This is a genomic window from Ensifer sp. 4252, from assembly GCF_050434565.1.
In the GTDB taxonomy this organism is placed as follows: Bacteria; Pseudomonadota; Alphaproteobacteria; order Rhizobiales; family Rhizobiaceae; genus Ensifer.
The window spans coordinates 168319-190304 of the sequence record NZ_JBNDIU010000013.1 but is presented as its reverse complement, the minus strand read 5'-3'; the positions used below and the strand labels follow the sequence as shown (position 1 = coordinate 190304).

The window sequence follows — 21986 nt, the reverse complement described above, 5'->3', positions numbered from 1 at the left end:
GAAGTCCGCGTTCAGAACATACGCAAGGAATTCGGCCGCTTTCCGGCGCTCGACGACGTCACGCTCGACATCCGCTCGGGCGAGCTGATCGCGCTGCTCGGGCCCTCCGGCTCGGGCAAGACGACGCTCTTGCGGCTGGTCGCCGGCCTTGAAAGCCCGACCGACGGCACGATCTTCTTCGGCGACGAGGATGCCTCGCAAAAGACCGTGCAGCAGCGCAACATCGGCTTCGTCTTCCAGCACTATGCCCTGTTCCGTCACATGACGGTGCTCGACAATGTCGCCTTCGGGCTGAAAGTGCGCCCGGCCAACCGCCGGCCACCGGCCGCCGACATCCGCAAGCGCGCCCTTGATCTGCTCGATCTCGTCCAGCTCTCAGGCCTTGAGAAGCGCTACCCGGCGCAGCTGTCGGGCGGCCAGCGCCAGCGCGTGGCGCTGGCCCGCGCCATGGCGGTCGAACCGAACGTGCTGCTGCTCGACGAGCCTTTTGGCGCGCTCGACGCCCAGGTGCGAAAAGAACTGCGGCGCTGGCTGCGCGAGATCCACGACCGCACCGGCCACACCACCATCTTCGTCACCCATGACCAGGAAGAGGCGCTCGAACTGGCCGACCGGGTCGTGGTGATGAGCAAGGGCACGATCGAACAGGTCGGCACCCCCGACGAGATCTACGACCATCCGGTCTCGCCGTTCGTCTACGGCTTCATCGGCCAGTCGAACGCGCTTGCCGTCACCTTGCAAAACGGCGAGATCTGGTTCGAGGACCGGCCGATCGGCTTGCGCGCCCCGACCGAGCCCGACGGTCCGGCCACGCTCTACTTCCGCCCGCACGACATCGAGCTGATCGACGGCTGTGGCGGCTGTCTTGCTGGGCTGGTCACCGCCAGCCGCCGCGTCGCCGGCACCCGCCATCTCGAGCTCGACCTCGGCCGCAACCACCCGCATGCCGAAATCGAACTGCCGCCTGAACGCTCCACAGCCCAGGACCGCGCAAGGGTCGCATTCCGGCCGACCAAGTGGAAACTGTTCAGGGACGACAAGGCCGGCAACGAGGTTGCGAGCGCCGCCGTCGAGGTTGAGCCGCAGGTCCAGCCATTCGAACTGGCGCGCACCGGGACCTGAGGGCTTCTCCACCCACCCAATTCCCGTTTATACAGAGATGCGCTACAGCGTCTTAGGCGATGCTAGAAGCAGGAGACTTGGCGCATGTCCGTCATTGAAGATCTGAAACAGGCGCTCGGCGATGCCGTCCTGACCGGCATTGAGATTGGCGAGCGCTACCGCAGCGACGCCAGCCTGACCGGACACTATCTGCCCAAGGCCGTCATACGCCCCGCAAACACGGAAGACGTCGCAACAGCGCTTCGCATCTGCAACGCCCATGGCCAGGCTGTCGTCGTGCAGGGCGGCCTGACCGGCCTTGCCGGTGGCGCCAACCCGGACGAAGACGCGGTTTCCCTCTCGCTCGAGCGCCTTATCGGCATTGAGGAAATCGATCCCCTTTCCGCAACCATGACCGTCCTTGCCGGCACGCCGCTCGAAGTCGCCCAGCGCGCCGCCGACGACGCGGGCTTTCTGCTGCCGATCGACCTCGGCGCGCGCGGCTCCTGCCAGATCGGCGGCAATCTCGCCACCAATGCGGGCGGTATCCGCGTCATCGGTCACGGCGTCACCCGCGACAACGTGCTGGGGGTCGAAGCCGTGCTCGCCGACGGCACAATCCTCTCGTCTCTCAACAAGATGATCAAGAACAACACTGGCTATGATCTGCGCCAGTATTTCATCGGTTCCGAGGGTACGCTCGGCGTCATCACCCGCGCCGTCCTGCGGTTGAAGCCGCGACCGTCAGGTCGCTTGACGGCACTCTGCGCGCTTCAAAGTTATGATCAGGTCGTCGCCTTCCTGGCGCGGGCGCAAAGGGGACTGCCCGGCCTCTCCGCCTTCGAGGCCATGTGGGAAGACTATTTTCGCTTCAACTGCGAGGCGGAGGGGCAACGCTTTTTCGAAATATCCCCTGCATTCGCTGTCATCGTTGAGCAGGATGTACAGGGCCACGACGAAGACGGAGAGGATTTCGAGACCTTCCTCGGCGCTGCGCTTGAAGACGATGTGATCGTCAACGCTCTGATCGCCCAGTCGGAGAAGGAAAGCCGGCTGTTCTGGCAGGTGCGCGAGGGACACGCGATGGACCGGCTGTTGCCGGCGCTGATCAATCTCGATGTCAGCCTGCCGATCGGCGAAATCGGCCGCTTCGCAGCTGAATGCGGCCAGGCGCTCGCCGCCCGCTTTCCGCAAGCGCACATCTCCTTCTTCGGGCACGTTGCCGACAGCAATCTGCACATCGCCTTTTCCACGCCCGGAAACGACGAGCACACACAGCACGCGGTCGACGGCATCGTCTATGACATCGTTCGGCGCTATCGCGGCTCGATCTCCGCCGAACATGGCATCGGCACCTTGAAGCGGGAATTCCTCGGCCACTCGCGAAGTGCGGCTGAGCTTGAACTCATGCGCCGGATCAAACACGCGCTCGACCCGAAGGGCATTCTGAACCCCGGCAAGGTCCTTTGACGCGGACGTATCAGCCTTAAAGCCAGGACGCGGATGTCTTCGGCAAGCGGCTTTCCGGATCGATCACCGTCAGCTCCGCCCCGCCGTCATTCCATCCCCAGAGTGCCACGCAGCTGCCGCCCGGAGACATGAAGGACGGGTAGATCAGCCCATCGAAACCACGGCTGGTCAATTCCGCCTGCAGACGGTGGGTGGCGGGCACGACGCCGCGATCCAAAGCGTCGCGCCACTCCTCGCGGTGGATATCGGCGGTCACGCCGAGGTCGGCAAGCACATCCGGCGCCATCATGTCGGCAAGCCGGGCATGCCGCAGTTCAAGCTGGGCAATCAGCGCGGGATGCTGGACAAAGCCCTGGTTATACTCCGCCCAGGCGGTCGACAATTCACGCGCGGCGTAGATCGTCGGCAACCCGACCGGGTTCCAGCGGCCACCAAAGCGCGCGGCACCATCGCCCGAAAGCGGAACATGAGCCCAGCGGGGCACGTAGGCACGCCAGAGGCGCACCGTCTCCAACATTAGGCGTAGACACCCGAGCGCACAGCCTCGAGATAGGCAAGCACCTTGTCTGCCTTGCTCTCTCCGACAAGATCACAGGCCGTCTTGCCCGCCCATCCGGGGATTGGCTGGTGCTTGAACCAGATCACGGCCCGGCTCTCGTCGCCGGCCATTTCGGCAGCCATGGCGAGAATGCGCACGACATTGCTGAGGGCCGCGTCGACCTTGCGCGCGCTCGACTTCGCCGTCAGCGTGTTGCGCGCGACGCCGATCAGCTTGGCCAACTCGGCAAGCGTCACGCCTAGACGATCCGCGACGAGCCGGGCGGACAAAAAGGACGACTGGTTTTCGCCGAAATGCGAGGCGGAGATGTTAAAACCGACAGCTGACATGGCGCATTCCGATCTCACTTTGATCATCACCTGATCAAAATAGGCTCAAAATCTGCTCAAATCAAGGAAGCGGCGGCTGTCGCCAGAAAGGCTCGCGCCGCTCGAAGAAGGCGGCAACGCCTTCGCGCGCCTCGTCTGACTCCCAGCAATCGGCAAGTTGCTCGATTGTGGCAGCAATGGTCCCTTCGGTGATCGGCTGTCCGAGCGAACGGGCAAGCCGCTTCGCCCGCCCCGTCGCGCCAGGCGCAGTCTGGAGATAGGGTTCGACCTCCGCCGCAATTGCCGCATCCAGCGCATCGGGCGCGGCAATCGCCGTCACCAGACCGGCATCCCTTGCTTCCTCGGCGCCAAACAGGCGCGCCGACATGAACAGAGGCCGCGCCCTGCCCTCACCGATGCGGGCAACCACATAGGGGCTGATGGTCGCCGGAATGAGACCCAGCCGGGTTTCGGTCAGGCCGAAGCGCGCATCGGGCGAGGCGATCACGGCATCGCAGACGCTCATCAAACCGACGCCGCCACCGAAGGCATTGCCGTGCACCCGAGCGATCACCGGCTTGGCGATCTCGTTCAGCGCCTTGAACATCAGCGCCAGACGGGTCGCCTCGGCGATCCGGGTTGGGCGGTCCGCATCGAACTGCTCGCGCATCCAGCCAAGATCACCGCCGGCGCAGAAGCTGCGACCCTCGGCATCAAGCACCACAACGCGGACCGCGGCGTCCGCCGACAGTCGCTCAGCGGCCGCAGTCAACTCACGGATCATGATTCCGGAAAGCGCGTTGTGCTTCTGCGGCTGCGCCAGCGTCAGGCGGGCGACACCATTTGCATCGACGACGTATCGGATCGTTTCGAACATCAGGCAGCACTCCTTAACGATCGTGCGAAGGCAGCGGCGTCTTCAAGCTTCGCCGCATCCAACCCCGTCGAAAATCCGCGTTTTATGACAAAGGCGTTGACTGCCAAGGTATCGACATTGCCGGCCGCACCTGGCGCATAGGGGCAGCCGCCGAGGCCGCCGGCCGAGGCGTCGAAGACACGCAAGCCACGCTCGAGCGCCACGTCGATATTGTCGAGTGCCCGTCCGGATGTGTCGTGGAAATGGCCTGCCAATTGCTTGGCCGGGACATGAGCGAGCACGGCCGCCAGCATCACGCCAACCGCCTCGGGCGTGCCGCGCCCGATCGTATCGCCGAGGCTGATCTCGTAACAGCCAAGCGCCATCAATGCGGCGGCGACCCGTGCCGCGCTCTCCGGCGCAATCGTGCCTTCATAGGGGCACTCGACAACGCAGCTGACATAGCCCCGCAACGGCACTGCGTTTGCGCGGCAGGCCTCGGCGACCGGGCGAAAACGCTCGATGCTCTCGGTGATCGAACAGTTGATGTTCTTCTGCGAAAACGTCTCCGAGGCGGAGGCGAAGATCGCCACCTCGTCGGCCTTCGCCGCAAGAGCCGCATCAAATCCGTGCATGTTCGGCGTCAGCACGGTGTAACGCGTACCCGCCCGACGCTTTATCCCGGCCATGACGGCCGAAGCATCCGCCATCTGCGGCACCCATTTCGGGCTGACGAAGCTCGTGACCTCAATGCGTTGATAGCCGCAATCCGACAGCAGATCGACGAGCCGGATCTTGTCGGCGGTGTCGACGAGCCGCTTCTCGTTCTGGAGACCGTCGCGCGGCGCCATTTCGACAAGCGTCACATGCTCCGGCACCGGCGCGCTCATTCCGCGCTCTCCGGCTGAAGCACGACAAGGATCGCTCCGGCGCTCACCTGTTCGCCGGGCGATACTAGCGCGCTCTCGATGAGGCCGTTGCGCGACGCCGCCAGCGTCAACTCCATCTTCATCGCCTCCATCACCACGAGCGGCTGGCCCTTCGCCACCGTGTCACCGGCGCGAACATGGATGAGCTTGACGATCCCGGGCATTGGAGCGGCAAGCTCGTCGGCGGCCGCATCTGCGGAGTGAGCTGTGGCCAGTGCGTCGGGAAGGCGCAGAACGAAGGTCTCGCCACCGACGAAAAGCGTGATGGTTTCCCCTTCGCGCAGGAAGCGGAAGACACGTTGCTCGCCTGAAATCTCCACACGGGCGCCATCGTCGAACCGATCGAGCACCAGCACCGGAAAGGTGCTGTCGCCAGCCCGCACCGCGAACTGATCGCGCCCGCGCGCCGCAAGCGTGACGACTGAACGTCCACCGGCGTGCTCTATCGAAATGCTTCTGTGCGCATCTCCCCAGATCTGCCAATGGCCGAGGGACGACCAGGGATCGTCGGATTTCACCGCCTGCAACACGCCGGTGGAGGCGATGGCGGCCAGCGCCAGCGCTTCGCCACCCGGCACGACGGGCGTCGTCAGTTGATCGATTGCCCGGTCGATAAGGCCCGTATCCGGCCGACCGGCACGAAACTCCGGCTCCGCGGCGAGCCGGGCGAGAAAATCGAGATTGGTGATGGTGCCGCCGATACGGCAGGCCTTGAGCGCGCTCTCCAGCCGCGCAAGCGCCGACGAGCGGCTTGGCCCATGCACGATCAGCTTGGCGATCAGCGGGTCGTAATAGGGGGTAATGACGTCGCCCTGCCGGACCCCGGCATCGACGCGCACGCCGTCTACAGGAAAATCGAGCGTTGCAAGCCGTCCAGTTGCCGGCAGGAAGCCGCGCACCGGGTCCTCGGCATAGATCCGCGCCTCGAACGCCCAGCCATCGATGGCGATTTCATTCTGTCGTTTGGGCAAGGCCTCACCGACGGCCGCGCGCAACTGCCACTCGACGAGATCGACGCCGGTGATCGCCTCGGTGACCGGATGCTCCACCTGAAGCCGGGTGTTCATTTCCATGAAATAGAACTGATCCGGCCAGAGCCCGTTGGTCACGTCCGCAATGAATTCGACGGTGCCCGCGCCGACATAGCCGATCGCGCGCGCGGCCTTGACAGCGGCCTCGCCCATGGCGCGGCGAACCTCTGCCGTCATGCCGGGCGCCGGCGCCTCCTCGATCACCTTCTGATGACGGCGCTGCAGCGAGCAGTCGCGCTCGAACAGATGCAGAATGTTGCCGTGGCGGTCGCCGAAGACCTGGACTTCGATGTGGCGTGGCTTGGTCAGGTATTTCTCGATGAGCACCGCGCCGTCGCCGAAGGCGCCTTCGGCTTCCCGGCGCGCAGCTTCAAGCGCCGCTGCAAATTCGTGCGGCTGCTCGACCTTGCGCATGCCCTTGCCGCCACCGCCGGCGCGCGCCTTGATGAGCACGGGAAAGCCGACTTCCGCCGCCCGGTCTGCGAGGAAAGACGGCTCCTGTTCGTCACCGTGATAGCCGGGCACGACGGGCACGCCAGCCTGCTCCATCAGCGCCTTGGCAGCATCCTTTAGCCCCATCGCGCGAATTGCTTCCGGCGACGGGCCAACGAAGGTCATGCCCGCGGCCTCGACCGCCTCGGCAAAATTGGCGTTTTCCGACAGGAAGCCATAGCCCGGGTGAATGGCATCCGCGTTGACGGACCGGGCGGTGGCCACAATCCGTTCGATCGAGAGATAGCTTTCGGATGCTGTCGCCGGCCCGATGCGGATTGCCTCGTCGGCCAGCCTCACATGCAAAGCGTCGACATCGGCATCGGAGTAAACAGCGACGGTGCGGATGCCCAGGCGCCGGGCCGTGCGGATGACGCGGCAGGCGATCTCACCGCGATTGGCAATCAGAATCTTTGAAAACATCGGCATATGGCCCGCCCTATTGTGCCGCGATCACTTCGACTTCGAGCAACCAGCCGGAATCGAAAATGCCGGCAATCACCACCGTCATTGCCGGCGCGAGCGGGCCGAGATATTCGGCGCGGGCCGCGCGGTTGGCCATGGTGTGGTGCCGGTCGGCGAGGAATGCCGTCACCTTGACGATATCAGCCTTGCTCATGCCTGCTGCCTTCAATTGGGCGTCGATGTTCAGCCAGACCTGACGTGCCTGCGCCTCGAACCCATCGGGCAGTTCGTCGTCCGAATTGAGCGGCACCTGGCCGCTGACGAAAACCAGCCGCTCGAAATTCTCGAGTCGCACGGCTTGCGAATAGCCGCCACGGGGTTGCGGCGCATTCTTGGCGTTGACGTTTTCGCGCTTCATCGCGATCTCCCTACATTCTGAACAGGCCGAAACGCGTATCTTCGATCGGCGCATTGAGCGCCGCCGACAGGGACAACCCGAGAACGTCGCGGCTCTTGCGCGGGTCGACGACGCCGTCGTCCCAGAGTCGGGCCGAGGCATAAAGCGGATGGCTCTGGCGTTCGAAGAGGTCAAGAACCGGCTGCCGGAACTTGGCCTCCTCTTCCTCGTTCCAGGGCGTTCCTGCGCGCTTCAGCGCCTCGCCGCGCACCGTCGACAACACGCCAGCCGCCTGTTCGCCGCCCATTACCGAAATCCGGCTATTCGGCCAGGTCCACAGGAACCGCGGCGAGAAGGCCCGACCGCACATGCCGTAGTTGCCGGCACCGAACGATCCGCCGACCAGCATCGTGACCTTCGGCACCTGCGCCGTCGCCACGGCCGTGACGAGCTTGGCGCCGTGCTTGGCGATGCCTTCGGTCTCATATTTACGGCCAACCATGAAGCCGGTGATATTCTGCAGGAACACGAGCGGGATCTTGCGCTGGGCGCAAAGTTCGACGAAGTGAGCACCTTTCAGGGCCGATTCCGAAAATAGCACGCCATTGTTGGCGATGATGCCGACGGGAACGCCGTGCACATGCGCGAAACCGCAGACGAGCGTGGTGCCGTAGCGCGCCTTGAACTCGTCGAAGCGGGAGCCATCGACAAGACGGGCAATGACTTCGCGGATGTCGTAGGGCGTGCGCAGGTCCGCCGGCACGATGCCGGCAATCTCCTGCGGATCGTAAAGCGGCGGTTCAGGGCTCTGCAGTTCCACCGACGTCGGTTTGCGGCGGTTAAGTGCTGCGATCGCCCGACGGGCGAGCGCCAGCGCATGCGCATCGTCGCGCGCCATGTGGTCGGCAACACCGGAGAGGCGCGTGTGTACGTCGGCGCCGCCGAGGTCCTCGGCCGAGACCACCTCCCCGGTTGCCGCGCGTACCAGCGGGGGGCCGGCCAGGAAGATCGTGCCCTGGCCTTCGACGATGATCGTCTCGTCCGACATGGCCGGCACATAGGCGCCACCAGCCGTGCACGAACCCATGACCACGGCGATCTGCGGAATGCCGGCCGCCGACATTTTGGCCTGGTTGTAGAAGATCCGCCCGAAATGCTCGCGGTCGGGAAAAACCTCGTCCTGGTTCGGCAGGTTGGCGCCGCCGGAATCGACCAGATAGATGCACGGCAGCTGGTTTTCGGCCGCGATCTCCTGCGCCCGTAGATGTTTCTTGACCGTAATGGGATAGTAGGTCCCGCCTTTGACCGTCGGGTCGTTGCAGACGATCATGCATTCGCGGCCGGACACCCGGCCGATGCCGGTGATGAGGCCTGCCGACGGTGCATCGCCATTGTACATGCCGTGTGCGGCCGTCGAGCCGATTTCAAGGAAGGGCGTTGCCGGATCGATCAGCGAGGAGACCCGGTCGCGCGGCAAAAGTTTCCCGCGGCTGACATGGCGCTCACGCGCCGTCTCACCGCCACCGCCCGCGGCCATTTTGACGGCGTCCTCCACGGTCGTGATCGCCTCCGCCATGGCCGCCTGATTGGCCCTGAACACGTCGGACGAGGGCGAGATGTGGGATTTCAGAACAGTCATGAAGTCCTCATTCGATCGAGCCTGATTGCGGCCTCGGAGTCCGTGCGAGCGTCTATCTGGTCTCGGTGAACAGTTCGCGGCCGATCAGCATACGGCGGATTTCACTCGTTCCGGCACCGATCTCATAAAGCTTGGCGTCACGCAGCAGCCGCGCGGCCGGATAGTCGTTGGTGTAGCCGTTGCCGCCGAGCGCCTGGATTGCCTCCAGAGCCAGCGCCGTTGCCTTCTCGGCAGCATAAAGAATACAGCCGGCCGCGTCCTTGCGGGTGGTCTCGCCACGATCGCAGGCTGCAGCCACCGCATAGACATAGGCCCGCGCCGCGTTCGCCGTCACATACATGTCCGCAAGCTTGCCCTGCATGAGCTGGAACTCGCCGATCGGCTGGCCGAACTGCTTGCGCTCGTGGAGATAGGGGACGACGACGTCAAGGCAAGCGGACATGATGCCGAGCGGTCCGGCGGATAGGACCACACGCTCATAGTCGAGGCCGGACATCAGCACGCGGACACCGCCGCCTTCGTCGCCGAGAACGTTTTCCGTCGGCACCTCGCAATCGCGGAAGATCAACTCGCAGGTGTTGGAGCCGCGCATGCCGAGCTTGTCGAGCTTCTGGCCGGTGGAAAAGCCGGCAAAGTCTTTTTCGACGAGGAAGGCGGTGATACCGCGCGGACCGGCACCCGGGTCCGTCTTGGCGTAGACGACCAGCACGTCCGCATCCGGGCCGTTGGTAATCCACATCTTGCCGCCGTTGAGAACGTAGCGGTCGCCGCGCTTCTCGGCCCGAAGCGTCATGGAAACGACGTCGGAGCCCGCTCCCGGTTCGGACATGGCGAGCGCGCCGACATGTTCGCCGGAAATCAGCTTCGGCAGGTAGCGCGCCTTCTGCGCCTCGTTGCCGTTGCGGCTGATCTGGTTGACGCAGAGATTGGAATGGGCGCCGTAGCTCAAGCCCACGGAAGCGGAGGCGCGGCTGATCTCTTCCATGGCGACGCAATGGGCGACATAGCCCATGCCCGCACCGCCATAAGTTTCGTCGGCGGTGATGCCGAGTAGCCCGAGATCTCCCATCTCGCGCCAGAGCGGCGTCGGGAATGCGTTGTTGCGATCGGTTTCCGCCGCCAGCGGCGCGATACGTTCGGCCGCAAAACGGCGTACACTATCGCGCAACGCATCAATGTCCTCGCCGAGCGCGAAGCTCAATCCGCCCTGAAACATCTCTCGTCTCCTCCCTTCGACCCCGTCGGCGATCTCCTCACCACCAACCGGATCGTCTGCTCTCCATCCTCTACGCGCAACGCGGCGATTGCAATGATATCAACACCGCGATGTCGGGCGACGATAGCACCGCGTCTTGCTAATTTCCTTCCAAAGAGGAAATCCGGGAAGCACGATCTGCAAAGTTTAGGAACGTTTGGCTATGCATCCGCTGCGCGAAGCTGTTTCAGCCAATCTGGCTCGCGGCAACTGTCGCGTCGCGATGGAATCGCTTTCGTAGCGTTTACTTGTTCGGCCAGATTTCCTGCGCCTTGCCGACGTCGGCGAGGCCACGCTGCGCGTCGCGATTTCCGGTGGCAGCGACGGCCTCGAAGATGCGCCGGGCTTCGGCGTAATGCTTGAGATTGAGATAGGCGTAGCCGCGCAGCACCATCAGGTCAGACCGATGCGTCGAGATCTGCCCCAACTGATCAAGGAAAATCAGCGTTTCGCGATAGCGTTTGGCATCGAAGGCGGCGATCGCGCGGTCGGAAAGGATCGCGCTCTGCAGTTCTTCGACGCGACCACGGCTCTGGGTCGATTTCGTCGCGGCGACCGCAGCCCTGTTGGTCAGCCCGGCCCTGAGATAGGCGAGGCTCTGGCCGTAGGCGGCATCTTCGCGCATTTGCGATGCTGGTGCCTGCAGGGCGACCTCGAAGGCCTCGGCCGCTTCGAGCGGGCGGTTCAGATCCATCAGGCACCAGCCGCGCGTCAGCGCCGCCTGCGGCGACAGCCGCGTCGGGTTGATGGTCGTCCGGCATCCCGTCACACTTCGGCCCGCTCTTTGCGGTTGCCGCGCAACCGCAACAGGCTGGTCAACCACATAGCGTGTCGTCGTTCGTGGCGCGGCCTCCGTCACGACTGCAGGTGACCTTCGCTCCATGCCCGCTGTGGGTGCCTGCTCCCGTGCAAGCGGCTGTTGTTGCCGGGCGATGGCGTCATGCCGTGCCTCCTCGGTCTCGCCCAGGCGGGCGATACGCTCGGAGCGCGCCGCCCAGAGTCGCTGGATTTCAGCAACGCCGGCAGCATCGCCCAGTTGGTTGCGGCTGAGCGCCAGGCCATAGGCCGAAGGTTCGTCATCCGGCTTCCAGCGAAGCGCGGTCGCAAACCATCGTGCGGCCGTCGCCGGCTGTTCCATGGCACGGGCATACCAGCCGAACTGCTGCGCCGTGGCCGGGTCACGCCCCTTGGTCGTCTCCTGCGCGATACGGCTCAGCACCTCTTCGCTGAGCGTAACGGGCGGCTCGATCGCCAGCAGGTTTGCCGTCGCGGCAAAATAGGTCGCCTTGGCATCGGCCGACGTATCGCGCCAGGGATACAGCACTTTTTCCGCATCCTCGTGCGCCTTGCGGGCGATCAAGGTCAGCGCCAGGCCTTGCGACGCGGAGGCCGAATCTTCCTTGTCGTGGGCGCGACGGAACCATTGTTCGGCCGCGCTCATATTGTCCCGGCGAAGCTGGTACCAGCCGAGCAGCAGCGCATCGCTCGCCAATCCGTCGGTTTCAACCAGGCGTTCAAGACGCTGGATATATTTAGGATCGACGGCCAGCTTGCCATCTGCATCGCCTTCGGCAACGAACCGGCGTGCCAGATCGTCGCGAATGCTTTCGAACTCGGCAGCGCCGCCAGGTACCGTCCGTTCGTGGGCCAAAATCTCCTGCGCCATGTCATAGGGCAGCCCTGACACGGCCTTTTGCACCGTCGCCAGCCGCTCCGGAGCGTTCTCGCAATTCTTCAGCACGTAGAGATAGGCGTCTCTGGCGCGATCGGGTCGTTCGGTCTCAGTGAAGGCATCGGCCACCCGCCAGAGTACGTCCACTTCCGAGCACGTCAGCAGACTCGGCGTGCTTGCAGCAACCTCGATGACCGTCTCGTACTGCTTGAGATCGGAGGCGTTCACCAGACGCGCCCGCGCTTCGGCAACGTTCAGCCGCTCGAGCAGATCTGCCGGCGGCTTCCAGGCGGTCTCACTTGCCTGGCGCTCGGCGATCGCCTTTCGAACCTCGGCATAGCGCCCCTCCGAATAGAACTGCCACATCGTTTCGAGCTGGACGTCCTTGTTACGAGGAACCGCAAGTGGATCCTTGGGCGGCGTCCAATCGGGATAGAGCGCCCTCAGCCGCGATATCTCGGCCTGCAGTCGAGCCGTATCGCCCTTGCTGGCGAAGTAGCGCAGTGCCGATTCGTCGACCACCGGTGGCGTTGTCTGCGGGCGCGTCGTACCGGCAGTAGGCTGCGTATTCTGCGCGATCTGGCGAAACTCGGTTACGACGCTTCTGGAACCCTTGTCGACCACGCCGAACGACGCCTCGTCAGGAAGCGTGTTTCCTTCCTGGCCGGTTGTCGGCGCACCGGCGATGCCGCCCAATTTTTTTCGCAAAAGTCCATCTTCGGTAAATCCGGCAATCCCGACCGCCGTGAACATGATGCCGGCGATGACAACGGTTGAGGACTTCATAGACACTCCGGACGCTTCTCCTTCGCATAAGACAGCCCGAGAAGGTGCAGTGTCGAAGGATAATATTGCGTCGGGCTGAACACCTTGACGCTGTCGGGCAACGGATCCCGCTCCATGACACAGGCCAGAATATGGTTAACAAATTGATAACCAGGGTCCGTCAGCGCTGCCCGAACGGCCCCCGTCGTGACGTCACTGATGAGCAATTCGCCATCGGCGCCAAGCATGCCCTGCCGCAATCTCGAAAGCAATTCAGCGTCATTGCTGTCGGCCCGAACGAGATAGAGAGGAATGCGCAGCGCGTTGTAGCCGAACTCCGCCGGGAAGCCCTGCGCCGCCTTCAGACGCGTTTTGGCGCTGACCCAATCGGCCGGCATCTTTCGTGGACCGAGCTGCAGCGCATCGAGCATCTTGCGACCATCGTTGGCCAACGCCGCCCATTTCGGTGAAGGCGCCACACGATCAAGGACAGGCAAAGCTTCGAAGATCCAGTAGGAGGGATTGATTACAGGACCGTCGTCGCGATCAGTGGCGGAAAAGCCGGCAACTCCCGGCAGCAACAAGGTCCGACCACCGTACTCGATCACGGTTCGATCGAGGATTGCCCTGGCGATCTTGGCCGCGGCCGAGAGATAATCCTTTCGCTTCCAGCGTTCGCCGGCCAGCGTCAACGCATAGGCGATCAGAATGTCGCCATCGGTCGCATTGTTAATATCGATCACATGCGGTTTTTCGCTCGGGCTCCATTTCCACGCGGCGAGACCATCATCGCGCAACAGCAGCTCGCGGCGGGTAAAGGACCAGATCAGCTCGAAATCGGCAGCGCTGCCGGCAAGCACCGCCAGCCACAAACCATAACCTTGTCCCTCGCTGTGGCTGATGCCGCCGTTACCGTCATCGATGATGCGTCCGCCGGGATCGAGGAACTTTGCCTTGTACTTCTGCCAATTCTCTGCGCTCACGGTCTCGCCCCGCCCCTGGGCCGCTGCGCGCGTCTGAGGCAGAGCGACGACAAGAGCCACGATGAGGAGAAGAACCGTGCGCCAGATCATGGGCGGCGCCCGAGCCGACTGAGCATGGATGACGTTGCGAGGCCCAGCAGCACCGACAGCGTTACGAGCAGCACAGCGTAGAAAAGAATGTTGCTCGACAGCCAATTGGCAATGATCAGTCGATAATTGCCGATCGAGGCTGGCCTTGTCTGCACGAAATTGAAATTGGCGACCGGCACCACCTTGACGGCGTTGGTTGCCGGCTCGTAGGTCGAGATGTGCCCGGCGATCTGCTGCCATTGATTGATGTCGGCGAGTGCAGACACCCCATCGTTCAGAAGCCTGGCGGTGGGCGCCGCGACGAGCGTCCACGTGGCGTCATCCGTAGGGTTTGCCCCTTGAGCGACAAGCAACGTTGCCGTTTCCGGCGGCGCGAAGTCGCTCTGTTCCTGCGGCAGGATGCGCAGCGAGCTTAAGGAAATGTCGAACTCCTGCTTTACCCAGTCCTGAAGTGCGGTGATCTGGGTACGCCAAGCACCACCGCTCAGGCGCGTCTGCCATTCATCGATTGCCTTCTGGGTGTCGGTCACGCGCCCGACGGCTTGCGCGCTGCCCCAAGACATCTGGCGGCTAGGATCGATGCCAACCTGAGTGAGCACCGTCTTCGGCAACTCAGGCAGCGTCCCGACGAAGAGTGCGTTTCGCGTGCCCGCCGCCAAGGGCGAGGCGATCATCTCGACCGCGATCGGGCGCCCGCCGGCGACGGCCAGTCGCGCCAGGAACGTGGCGGCCGCCGACAAGGTGTCGGCATCGGCCCGGTCGATGAAGAGCGGGATCACGCCGGCGCTGTTGCGATAGGGTGCCGCCGCCCCCGACGTTGCGGCAAGATTGGGCCGCCGACCGATCCGCGCGAAGTTGGGGATATGCAGTTCCGATGTATCGAACAGTGCAAAACGCGGATCGGTCGAGGCAGGCGCCCCCGGCGCGCAGACCTTGTCCTGCTCCGTGAGCAGCACCGCCTCGAGCTCGATCAGGTTTGGCCCGGGCTTGAAGTGGCGCATGGTGACATTGATCGGCAGATGGCGCAGAATGCCGCCGGTCGCCGAATCGAACGGAACCGTCGAGGCGATGTTGCCATTCACGTAGACGTCGATCCGGCTGCCGGGGCGTACTGTCTCCGTATAAGCCGCATCCAGCAGGATCGTCGCCTCGCCATAGGCGTCTGCATAGAAATCCGACGGTACCGCCACCGTAAACCTGGACCGGAAGCGGCGACCGGTGAACTCGCTGGTCTCGACGCCGAGTTCTGAGAAACGCAAGCGCGTGTTGCCGGCAACGACAGGTGTTTCCGGCAAATGCCAACGTTCGGTGTTGATGACGTCGCGAGGGATATCGCTCGGTCGGTCCATTGGCTCGGCGATGGCCTCGATGCCGGCCTGGACGGCCGGCCAGTCGGGGCCGCTGAGAACCAGAACCGGTGCATTCGTCTTGCCATCGCGGACGAAGGCCGCGACCGACCCGCTGGCGGCGCCATCGGGCAGCGCCGGGAGCAGCGCCGATACCTCATCGACAGTCCCGGCAACCACCGTCAACTCGCCGGGCTTGCCCAGCTCCGGCAGTCCTTCGCTGAGAATGACCCGCTGCGCCGGCATATGGCCGCGCAGGGCCAAGCCCTGTGCAAGCCGCATCAGGCCCGCAGCGCGGCTCGGCTGCTGCATTCCCGGAACGACAAGATTGAACTGCGTGTGTCCTCTGTCGTCCAGACCGACGGCGCGGATGTCGTCCACGCTCGCAAATACCGCGCTCTGCGCATCCGCAAAGCTGATGAAAGCTGTCTCCGGCGCGATTTCGGTCCAGAGTTCATAAGTGGATTCGACGGTGCAGTCGGTGCGGTGGTGCTGCTGCACCCGAAACCTGATGTCATTGGAACCGGCTCGCAACAACCCGGCAGGCAGTGTGTAACTGCGCGTCTCGGCAATGTCCGACGCCTTGATCGGTCCTTCGCCGACCAGCTCGCCGTTGACGAAAACCGAAAGGGACGACGCCTCCGGCGCGATCACGATCGCATTCTGATAGCCGAAATTCAGCGTTGCAGGCGATTGCGCCTGGGCCGGCGTCAGATACATCGACCAGGCGCGTTCATCGACCTCACCGGTCAGCGATAGCGCGCTGAAGGGAATGATGTACCGCCTGAAACCATCGGGCGCGCCGCTCGCCGCTGTGGGAGTGCTCGCGTCAGCGTCGGGCTCACTGGTCGGCTGGCCCTCATCCGTCCCTTGCGCCGGCAGTTCGATTGGCGGCTCGGCGGCCGGCCGCTCCGGCGACATGTCGAACGGGTTCGACTGCGCCAGCGTCTGTGTCGTCGCGGCAAGGAACATGATGAGAAGGGCAACCAGCATCCGGTTCATCGCGGCGCCCCCGCTTCTCTGTCGGAGGAGCGCAAGCTGCGCGCGAAATAGATCAAGCCGCGGCTCATCTGATAGAAAGCCAGCCACAGGAACCAGGCGGTGCCTGCGACCAGTCCCGGGTTTCCATGCCGCGCCTTCTGGAACTCGCTCCATTGCTGCGAGTTCGCAAAGATCAGATCCGCCACCAGACTGTGGTGACGCGCGACCTGCGGCAGATAACGGCAGCCGAGCGTGGTGATGTCGCCGGCAACTTCCTTGTTCTTGATCGCGACCGGCAAGGTCTCGGAGGTGCCATTGCCACTGTAGGGCTCGAAGCGGATCAACCCGTCCGTATCGACGGGTAGCGTCGCAGCATCGACGCCATAGACCTGAATTCGGGCGCCGTTGGCCGATACGTCTTCGATCGTTGCCGGGTACCATTGATCCGCCACACCGAATTCGCAGCGCCGACTGACCTTTACCCGCCGCGATGCCGCCTTTTCCCCGCGCTCCGAGACCACGCCGAGCGCGCAGCCCGCCATGATCAGGTTGAGGAGGTTCCACCCTCCCACGACCAGGGTTACGTCAGCCTTGTAGGGCTCGGTGTAGACCCGGTAGACCGTCATCAAAAGGGCGATGAAAAGCACGGCGAAGATGACGAAGAACGGTCGACTGATTTCCGACAGGCGGCTCTCCAGGATCGACTCGTCCTTGGCCGTCACCTTGAAGGTCGGCCGGCTTGGGCGCATCAGGACCGAGATGACCGCCGGCAGCAGATGCACGGTCTGAGCATATTCGTAGAGCTCCGAGATCCACGGCCAACGGAAGGCGCCGTAGAGATAGTTCTGCATCATCAGGTTCACGAGCATGTAGGCGAGCGTATAGGCAAGGAACTCGCCACCCGATGCGGTGAAGATCTCCAGATCGAAAAACAAATAAAACAGCGGCGCAAACAGAAAGATCGTGCGCGACACCGGGAAGAGCCAGAACAGCGTCGACGACATGTAGCAAAGCCGCTGCGGGATCGATAGCCCGCGCTTGAACAGCGGAAAACGGAACAACAGGATCTGCATCATGCCCTGCGCCCAGCGGCTGCGCTGGCCGATGAAGCTGGCAAAGGTTGCCGGCTGCAGCCCGGCGATCAGCGGCCGATCGACATAGATGCTGTTCCAGCCGCGGCCGTGCAGCGCCAGCGCCGTTTCGCAGTCCTCGGTGATGCTCATGCCGCTGAAGCCGTCGGTATCATCGAGCGCCTTGCGCCGGAGCACCGCAGCCGAACCGCAGAAGAAAGCCGCGTTCCACTTGTCGAGGCCGCGCTGGATGATGCCGTAGAACATCTCGTTCTCGCTCGGCATCTTCTCGAAGGTTCGCAGATTGCGCTCGAGCGGATCAGGGTTGAGAAAGAAGTGCGGAGTCTGCACCAGGAAAAGCTTCGGGTCGCTTTCGAAATAGCCGACCGTTTCCAACAGGAAATCGCGAGCTGGCGCGTGGTCGGCGTCAAAGACGGCGATCAACTCGCCGTCTGAATGCAGCATGCCGTTGTTGAGATTGCCGGCCTTGGCGTGTTCGTTGCGCTCGCGGGTCAGGTAGCGCACACCGAGATCGTCGCAAAGCGCCTGCAGTTCCACATGCCGGGCCGAGGCACGCTGCGCCTCCACCAAATTCATCGAGTAGCGCTTTTGCTGCGTGCCGCCATCATCGAGCAGCCAGACCTGAAGCTTGTCGGCCGGATAATCCATGCCCTTGGCCGCGGCCAGCGTATTGGCCAGCAGGCCTGCATCCTCGTTATAGGATGGCACGAAGACGTCGACCTTCGGAAATTTCCCCGGCGAGACGGCCTTGGCGTTGCGCGGCGGCAGCGGCATCGCGACGACGAACAAGCTCAGCGACAGCATCATCACGCTGTACATTTCAGCGAGATAGAGCAGGAAGCCAGGAATGAAGTTCTCAAGCTGGTTCAACGGCGGCAGCGTGCTGGTCGTGCGCCAATAGACATAACGAAGCACGATAGCCGTTCCGAAGGCGAGTGCGATCAGGCGCCAGCGACCTTCGGCCTTGATGAGCTTCAGTATCGCCATGAACGTAACGACCAGCACGCTCACGATCAGCTGGGTCTGAAGATTGACCGGCAATGTGATGACGGCAATGACGCAAAGCGAGAAAAACGCCCACGCGGCAACAGGACCGATCTTGCTCATTCATTCTGCCTTCCAGCATTCGGCATCATGCCACTGGTATCGCTTGACCTGACTTCATCTGGGCTTCTGCAAGCCCGATACCAGCCCATACCAACTGATGGTTAGGAGCTGATTAAGGACAATTGCCCCCCGCCTGTGCATCGCAGGCGGGTAATGGCACGATCACGGTCGCCCCCGCCTTTGCCGCACCATCCGGTTGCGGCAACCTGACGGCGTTTGCTGTCGCCGGCACAGCGACTGGCTGCCGACGCGCCGGTTGCTCGACACGGACCACGCGCCTGACCGGCGCAGGCGCCGCCATTACGGTCACGGGCCGAGTGTCGGTGGGCGCCTGCCCCTTGCGGTAGATCGGGTTGCCGACGCGGCCTATGCCCGCCTCCAGCGGCGGCGGGGCGCCGTAGGGATTCCAGGCGGGATCGCCGAACGTGCCGACGATCGTGTAGCCATAGACGGGTGAGAGAAGCTCGTTCTCGCTCGCGCCAGCTGCGCAATAGCGGAAACGGATCTGAATGGTGCCGTAGCCCTTAAGGGGCGAGCGGTGATTTTCGGCTCCACGGATCTGCTGCCAGGCGAAAATGCAGGCGTCGTCGCCGCGGCCACGGCCATAGGCATAACCGAACGGGCCATAATTGTTCTGCAGAAAGTCCGACGACTGCGCCAACGACACGCCGGGGAGCGCACGGCGCGCCTGTCGCATCATCTCGGAGCTTCTGACCGCCACATAGCCGCTGCTCTTCTGCTGGTCGAACCTGGTCTCCATCGGCCCGAAGAACTGCGCGCGCAGGAAATTCTGCCCCGGCGTCGAGGCAGAGGTGTAGAGGTAGATATCCTGCTCGATGGCGTTGGTCCTTCGGCGTTCGACCACATTCAGCACGGCAGGCCCGCCCGGCGGCGGCAGGATCAGCGCATTCTCGGCGGGAACGATTGTCGCATTGGTCGGCGTGCCGACGTCGTTATGCGTCGCGCAGCTGGACATGAGGAGGCCGGCCGCAAGCACAACTGTAGGCGAGACCACGTCCAGCAGCCTGTTGATGATCGTGGAGCGGTCCTTCGATACGTCGAATCGCCTGCTGAAAAATCGTCCTGCCATGCCCGAGCATTAGGTGATTCAGGCAAATTCGCAAACCCGCAAAGCATAGGGGGTGATTTTTCGAACCGTGGCTGCAAGGCAGCTCGACCATTCCGGCCGACATGACGCACACCCTAGCGGCCCGCGAAGACGAATTCATTCGGCGATCGCCGACGCGCTCAATCCGGAGCATCCTGCATCGCCATGCGGACTTCGGATCAACCGCCGCGAGCCGAAAACAGGCGACATAAATGGCCTTTATCGCCGCATAACTATCCTAGCTCATATACATATGACTGGGTAAAAATCGGAAAAATTACCAAATAAATTCCTTCGCCACATAGGTAATAATGGAAAACATCAAGAGCGATGCAATCCACGAAGATTTGCCATATCCAGTCATTTACTTCTTAATATCCGAAGCGCAGGATAAAAGAACTTTCTGCGTACAAGTTCTTTGGCGAAGCTAATCTGCGACAGAAAATCCGCGCCGAGATTTACGCTGAAATAAATTTGATCCGCCTGATCGAATTCTTAAACGAGCCAAAGCCTCTGCTGCGGGTTCCTTTGAGCCATTTTCGTCATCGCAACGTGCTGCCCGCACCGTCCGGCGGCCGTCGCAAGCAGAGTGAAAACTGGAGCTTGTCATGAAAAGCCTACTTCCCACCCGTTTCCATAATTACGATTTCAGCCCCATATTCGTAGGCGCCGGGTTCACTCTTGCAATCGCCGTCATCGCCTACGGCTCCTTGTTCGGCCGCGTCCTCTAGCGAGGCGCGCCAACGGCGCCTCTGCCTGAGTTATTTCCACGTTTTTGGGCTTGTTAGCCACGATGCGCTGTATACCACCGCGGTGGCAGCGCAAGCGCAGGCCTGCTTATGCGATCTGCGTCTGCAGCCACACCTTGAACAGCAAGGCCTGCGGCGTATTGGATGAGGCCATACTCGGAGCCACCGGGGTGAAGCCCGTGGGCGCGACCAGCCGCGCCTATCGCTCTCACGCCGACGTGCCGGCTTCCCGACCGGGGCTGACGCAGAAACTGCTGGAGATCCAGATGATGATGGCGAGAGTGGTCTAGCGCGAGCCGAAACCGGAATCAGATGACGCCGCCTTGCTCGACAACCCCAGGCCGGCGAGTGCCGCAAACGTTGCCGTGACCACATCGGCCGAGGACTGATCGACATCGACGACGACCGTGAGCGGCTCGCCGATCGGCTCTTCAAGGGTAGCCAGCTGCGTGTCGAGCAGCGACGCCGGCATGAAATGCCCTTCGCGGTGCTGCATTCGGCCCGCAAGAACATCCCGGCTGCCATGGAGATAAACGAACGCGAGATCGCCACCTGCACTCTGGCGCAGCAATGCGCGATAGCTGCGCTTCAACGCCGAACACGAAACGACGAGTGGTTCGGCACTCGAGAAAAGCTGCCGACCGATCTCACGGAGCCAAGGCCAGCGATCCTCATCGGCAAGCGGAATCCCCGCGGACATCTTCGCGATATTGGCTTGCGGATGCAACGCGTCGCCCTCGATAAAGCGATAACCAAAGGCCCGCGCCACTGCCTCGCCGACAGAGGTCTTGCCGCTGCCGGAAACGCCCATGACGACAATCGAGCCGGAGAACTTCGGCGCATGTCCACGGAGTGACGTGTCGGGGCTCGCCATGGATCGCTCGTCTCTCCGGCGCATGATTGCGACTGACGTCGCTGATAGCGCCGCATCGGCAACGACACAAGCCCGGCTGCAGTCAACTGGCGGCCCGCGGGCGAGCGAGATCGTTGACGCCCTCGTCGTCCGGAGCCTGGCCATAACTCATACGGCGCATCTGCGCGATCACCCGCTCCATCTCATCGTCGGGCAGAACCGGCGGCTCACCAAGCGTCAGTGCCTGAACATACATTCGCGAGAGGGTCTCGATCTCGATCGCCATCCAAAGCGCCGATTCCAGCGTCTTGCCGAGCGAGATCTGGCCATGCTGACCGAGCAGGCAGGCGGTACGGTCCTTGAGCGCCACGAGCGCGTTGTTGGACAGCGCCTGGGTCCCGAAGGTCGCATATTCGGCGCAACGGATCGTCGTTCCCCCGGCAATGCCCGTCATATAGTGGAAGCTGGGGATCGTCTTGTGGTGGCAGGCAAGCGTGGTCGCGTAGATGGAGTGGCAATGAAGAACGACATTGATATCCGTGCGCTCGCGCAGGATGTCGCGGTGGAAGCGCCATTCGGACGACGGCCGAAGGCCGGTGTAGTTGCCCTTAAAATCCATCTCGACCAGATCTTCCGGCTGCATCGTATCATAGGCGAGTGACGACGGCGTCACCAGGAAGCCATCGCCGATGCGCACCGAAAGGTTGCCGGCCGTGCCCTGGTTGATGCCGCTCGAATTCATCCGACGGCAGATATCCACCATCTCGCGGCGGAGGGAGAGAATATCGGGCTGGTTCAT

The 21986-nt window shown here is 63.1% G+C and carries 17 protein-coding genes; 2 read left to right on the top strand and 15 right to left on the bottom strand.

Annotated elements, in window-relative coordinates:
- On the top strand, positions 1-1122 hold a 1122-nt coding region (locus tag ABIE33_RS22670), incomplete at its 5' end, for a sulfate/molybdate ABC transporter ATP-binding protein (protein ID WP_429129768.1).
- Positions 1123-1206: 84 nt separating this feature from the next.
- Positions 1207-2571: an FAD-binding oxidoreductase gene (locus tag ABIE33_RS22665; protein ID WP_429129765.1), complete on the top strand. Its 1365-nt coding sequence runs from the start codon at positions 1207-1209 to the stop codon at positions 2569-2571.
- Positions 2572-2587: 16 nt separating this feature from the next.
- Here ABIE33_RS22665 and ABIE33_RS22660 read toward each other — a convergent pair whose 3' ends face one another.
- From ABIE33_RS22660 to ABIE33_RS22590, 15 genes are all read right to left on the bottom strand, one after another.
- The gene (locus tag ABIE33_RS22660; protein ID WP_429129762.1) at positions 2588-3088 is read right to left on the bottom strand and encodes an RES family NAD+ phosphorylase; all 501 of its coding nucleotides are present in this window, start codon (positions 3086-3088) and stop codon (positions 2588-2590) included.
- A complete protein-coding gene (locus ABIE33_RS22655) occupies positions 3088-3459 on the bottom strand; it encodes an antitoxin Xre/MbcA/ParS toxin-binding domain-containing protein (RefSeq protein ID WP_429129759.1) in 372 nt (123 codons plus the stop codon). Before ABIE33_RS22655 ends, ABIE33_RS22660 begins: the two co-directional genes overlap by 1 nt.
- A gap of 61 nt (positions 3460-3520) precedes the next feature.
- Entirely contained in the window at positions 3521-4318 is a 798-nt protein-coding gene (locus ABIE33_RS22650) for a crotonase/enoyl-CoA hydratase family protein (protein ID WP_429129784.1), read from the bottom strand.
- Positions 4315-5184 carry a hydroxymethylglutaryl-CoA lyase gene (locus tag ABIE33_RS22645; protein ID WP_429129757.1) on the bottom strand — a complete coding sequence of 290 codons (870 nt, stop codon included), beginning with the start codon at positions 5182-5184 and terminating at the stop codon, positions 4315-4317. The genes ABIE33_RS22650 and ABIE33_RS22645 overlap by 4 nt, the downstream gene beginning before the upstream one ends.
- Entirely contained in the window at positions 5181-7169 is a 1989-nt protein-coding gene (locus tag ABIE33_RS22640) for an acetyl/propionyl/methylcrotonyl-CoA carboxylase subunit alpha (protein WP_429129754.1), read from the bottom strand. Before ABIE33_RS22640 ends, ABIE33_RS22645 begins: the two co-directional genes overlap by 4 nt.
- Before the next feature lie 16 nt (positions 7170-7185).
- Positions 7186-7569: a RidA family protein gene (locus ABIE33_RS22635; RefSeq protein WP_429129751.1), complete on the bottom strand. Its 384-nt coding sequence runs from the start codon at positions 7567-7569 to the stop codon at positions 7186-7188.
- Positions 7570-7579: 10 nt separating this feature from the next.
- The gene (locus tag ABIE33_RS22630) at positions 7580-9187 is read right to left on the bottom strand and encodes a carboxyl transferase domain-containing protein (protein WP_429129749.1); all 1608 of its coding nucleotides are present in this window, start codon (positions 9185-9187) and stop codon (positions 7580-7582) included.
- A 52-nt stretch (positions 9188-9239) separates the two neighbouring features.
- The gene (locus ABIE33_RS22625; protein WP_429129746.1) at positions 9240-10403 is read right to left on the bottom strand and encodes an isovaleryl-CoA dehydrogenase; all 1164 of its coding nucleotides are present in this window, start codon (positions 10401-10403) and stop codon (positions 9240-9242) included.
- Between the two features lie 283 nt (positions 10404-10686).
- Positions 10687-12900, bottom strand: a complete 2214-nt coding sequence (locus ABIE33_RS22620) for a cellulose synthase (protein WP_429129744.1) — start codon at positions 12898-12900, stop codon at positions 10687-10689.
- The gene (locus ABIE33_RS22615; RefSeq protein WP_429129741.1) at positions 12897-13952 is read right to left on the bottom strand and encodes a glycosyl hydrolase family 8; all 1056 of its coding nucleotides are present in this window, start codon (positions 13950-13952) and stop codon (positions 12897-12899) included. Before ABIE33_RS22615 ends, ABIE33_RS22620 begins: the two co-directional genes overlap by 4 nt.
- On the bottom strand, positions 13949-16300 hold the full coding sequence (locus ABIE33_RS22610) for a cellulose biosynthesis cyclic di-GMP-binding regulatory protein BcsB (RefSeq protein WP_429129739.1): 2352 nt from the start codon (positions 16298-16300) through the stop codon (positions 13949-13951). Before ABIE33_RS22610 ends, ABIE33_RS22615 begins: the two co-directional genes overlap by 4 nt.
- Positions 16297-18477 (bottom strand): UDP-forming cellulose synthase catalytic subunit, encoded by a 2181-nt coding sequence (gene bcsA / locus ABIE33_RS22605; protein ID WP_429129736.1) that lies wholly within the window; start codon positions 18475-18477, stop codon positions 16297-16299. The genes ABIE33_RS22610 and bcsA overlap by 4 nt, the downstream gene beginning before the upstream one ends.
- Positions 18478-18589: 112 nt before the next feature.
- Entirely contained in the window at positions 18590-19567 is a 978-nt protein-coding gene (gene bcsN, locus ABIE33_RS22600; protein ID WP_429129734.1) for a cellulose biosynthesis protein BcsN, read from the bottom strand.
- A 1053-nt stretch (positions 19568-20620) separates the two neighbouring features.
- Complete coding sequence (locus ABIE33_RS22595; RefSeq protein ID WP_429129732.1) at positions 20621-21208, bottom strand: gluconokinase; 588 nt, start codon at positions 21206-21208, stop codon at positions 20621-20623.
- Between the two features lie 82 nt (positions 21209-21290).
- Positions 21291-21986 carry a class II aldolase/adducin family protein gene (locus tag ABIE33_RS22590; protein WP_429129729.1) on the bottom strand — a complete coding sequence of 232 codons (696 nt, stop codon included), beginning with the start codon at positions 21984-21986 and terminating at the stop codon, positions 21291-21293.

What these genes read in the sequence shown, in the direction of transcription:
- ABIE33_RS22660 (WP_429129762.1), bottom strand. Translation starts at nt 3,088, where the DNA reads ATGTTGGAGACGGTGCGCCTCTGGCGTGCCTACGTGCCCCGCTGGGCT.
- ABIE33_RS22595 (WP_429129732.1), bottom strand. Translation starts at nt 21,208, where the DNA reads ATGGCGAGCCCCGACACGTCACTCCGTGGACATGCGCCGAAGTTCTCC.
- bcsA (WP_429129736.1), bottom strand. Translation starts at nt 18,477, where the DNA reads ATGAGCAAGATCGGTCCTGTTGCCGCGTGGGCGTTTTTCTCGCTTTGC.
- ABIE33_RS22645 (WP_429129757.1), bottom strand. Translation starts at nt 5,184, where the DNA reads ATGAGCGCGCCGGTGCCGGAGCATGTGACGCTTGTCGAAATGGCGCCG.
- ABIE33_RS22620 (WP_429129744.1), bottom strand. Translation starts at nt 12,900, where the DNA reads ATGAAGTCCTCAACCGTTGTCATCGCCGGCATCATGTTCACGGCGGTC.
- ABIE33_RS22640 (WP_429129754.1), bottom strand. Translation starts at nt 7,169, where the DNA reads ATGTTTTCAAAGATTCTGATTGCCAATCGCGGTGAGATCGCCTGCCGC.
- ABIE33_RS22610 (WP_429129739.1), bottom strand. Translation starts at nt 16,300, where the DNA reads ATGAACCGGATGCTGGTTGCCCTTCTCATCATGTTCCTTGCCGCGACG.
- ABIE33_RS22655 (WP_429129759.1), bottom strand. Translation starts at nt 3,459, where the DNA reads ATGTCAGCTGTCGGTTTTAACATCTCCGCCTCGCATTTCGGCGAAAAC.
- ABIE33_RS22625 (WP_429129746.1), bottom strand. Translation starts at nt 10,403, where the DNA reads ATGTTTCAGGGCGGATTGAGCTTCGCGCTCGGCGAGGACATTGATGCG.
- bcsN (WP_429129734.1), bottom strand. Translation starts at nt 19,567, where the DNA reads ATGGCAGGACGATTTTTCAGCAGGCGATTCGACGTATCGAAGGACCGC.
- ABIE33_RS22665 (WP_429129765.1), top strand. Translation starts at nt 1,207, where the DNA reads ATGTCCGTCATTGAAGATCTGAAACAGGCGCTCGGCGATGCCGTCCTG.
- ABIE33_RS22615 (WP_429129741.1), bottom strand. Translation starts at nt 13,952, where the DNA reads ATGATCTGGCGCACGGTTCTTCTCCTCATCGTGGCTCTTGTCGTCGCT.
- ABIE33_RS22630 (WP_429129749.1), bottom strand. Translation starts at nt 9,187, where the DNA reads ATGACTGTTCTGAAATCCCACATCTCGCCCTCGTCCGACGTGTTCAGG.
- ABIE33_RS22635 (WP_429129751.1), bottom strand. Translation starts at nt 7,569, where the DNA reads ATGAAGCGCGAAAACGTCAACGCCAAGAATGCGCCGCAACCCCGTGGC.
- ABIE33_RS22590 (WP_429129729.1), bottom strand. Translation starts at nt 21,986, where the DNA reads ATGAACCAGCCCGATATTCTCTCCCTCCGCCGCGAGATGGTGGATATC.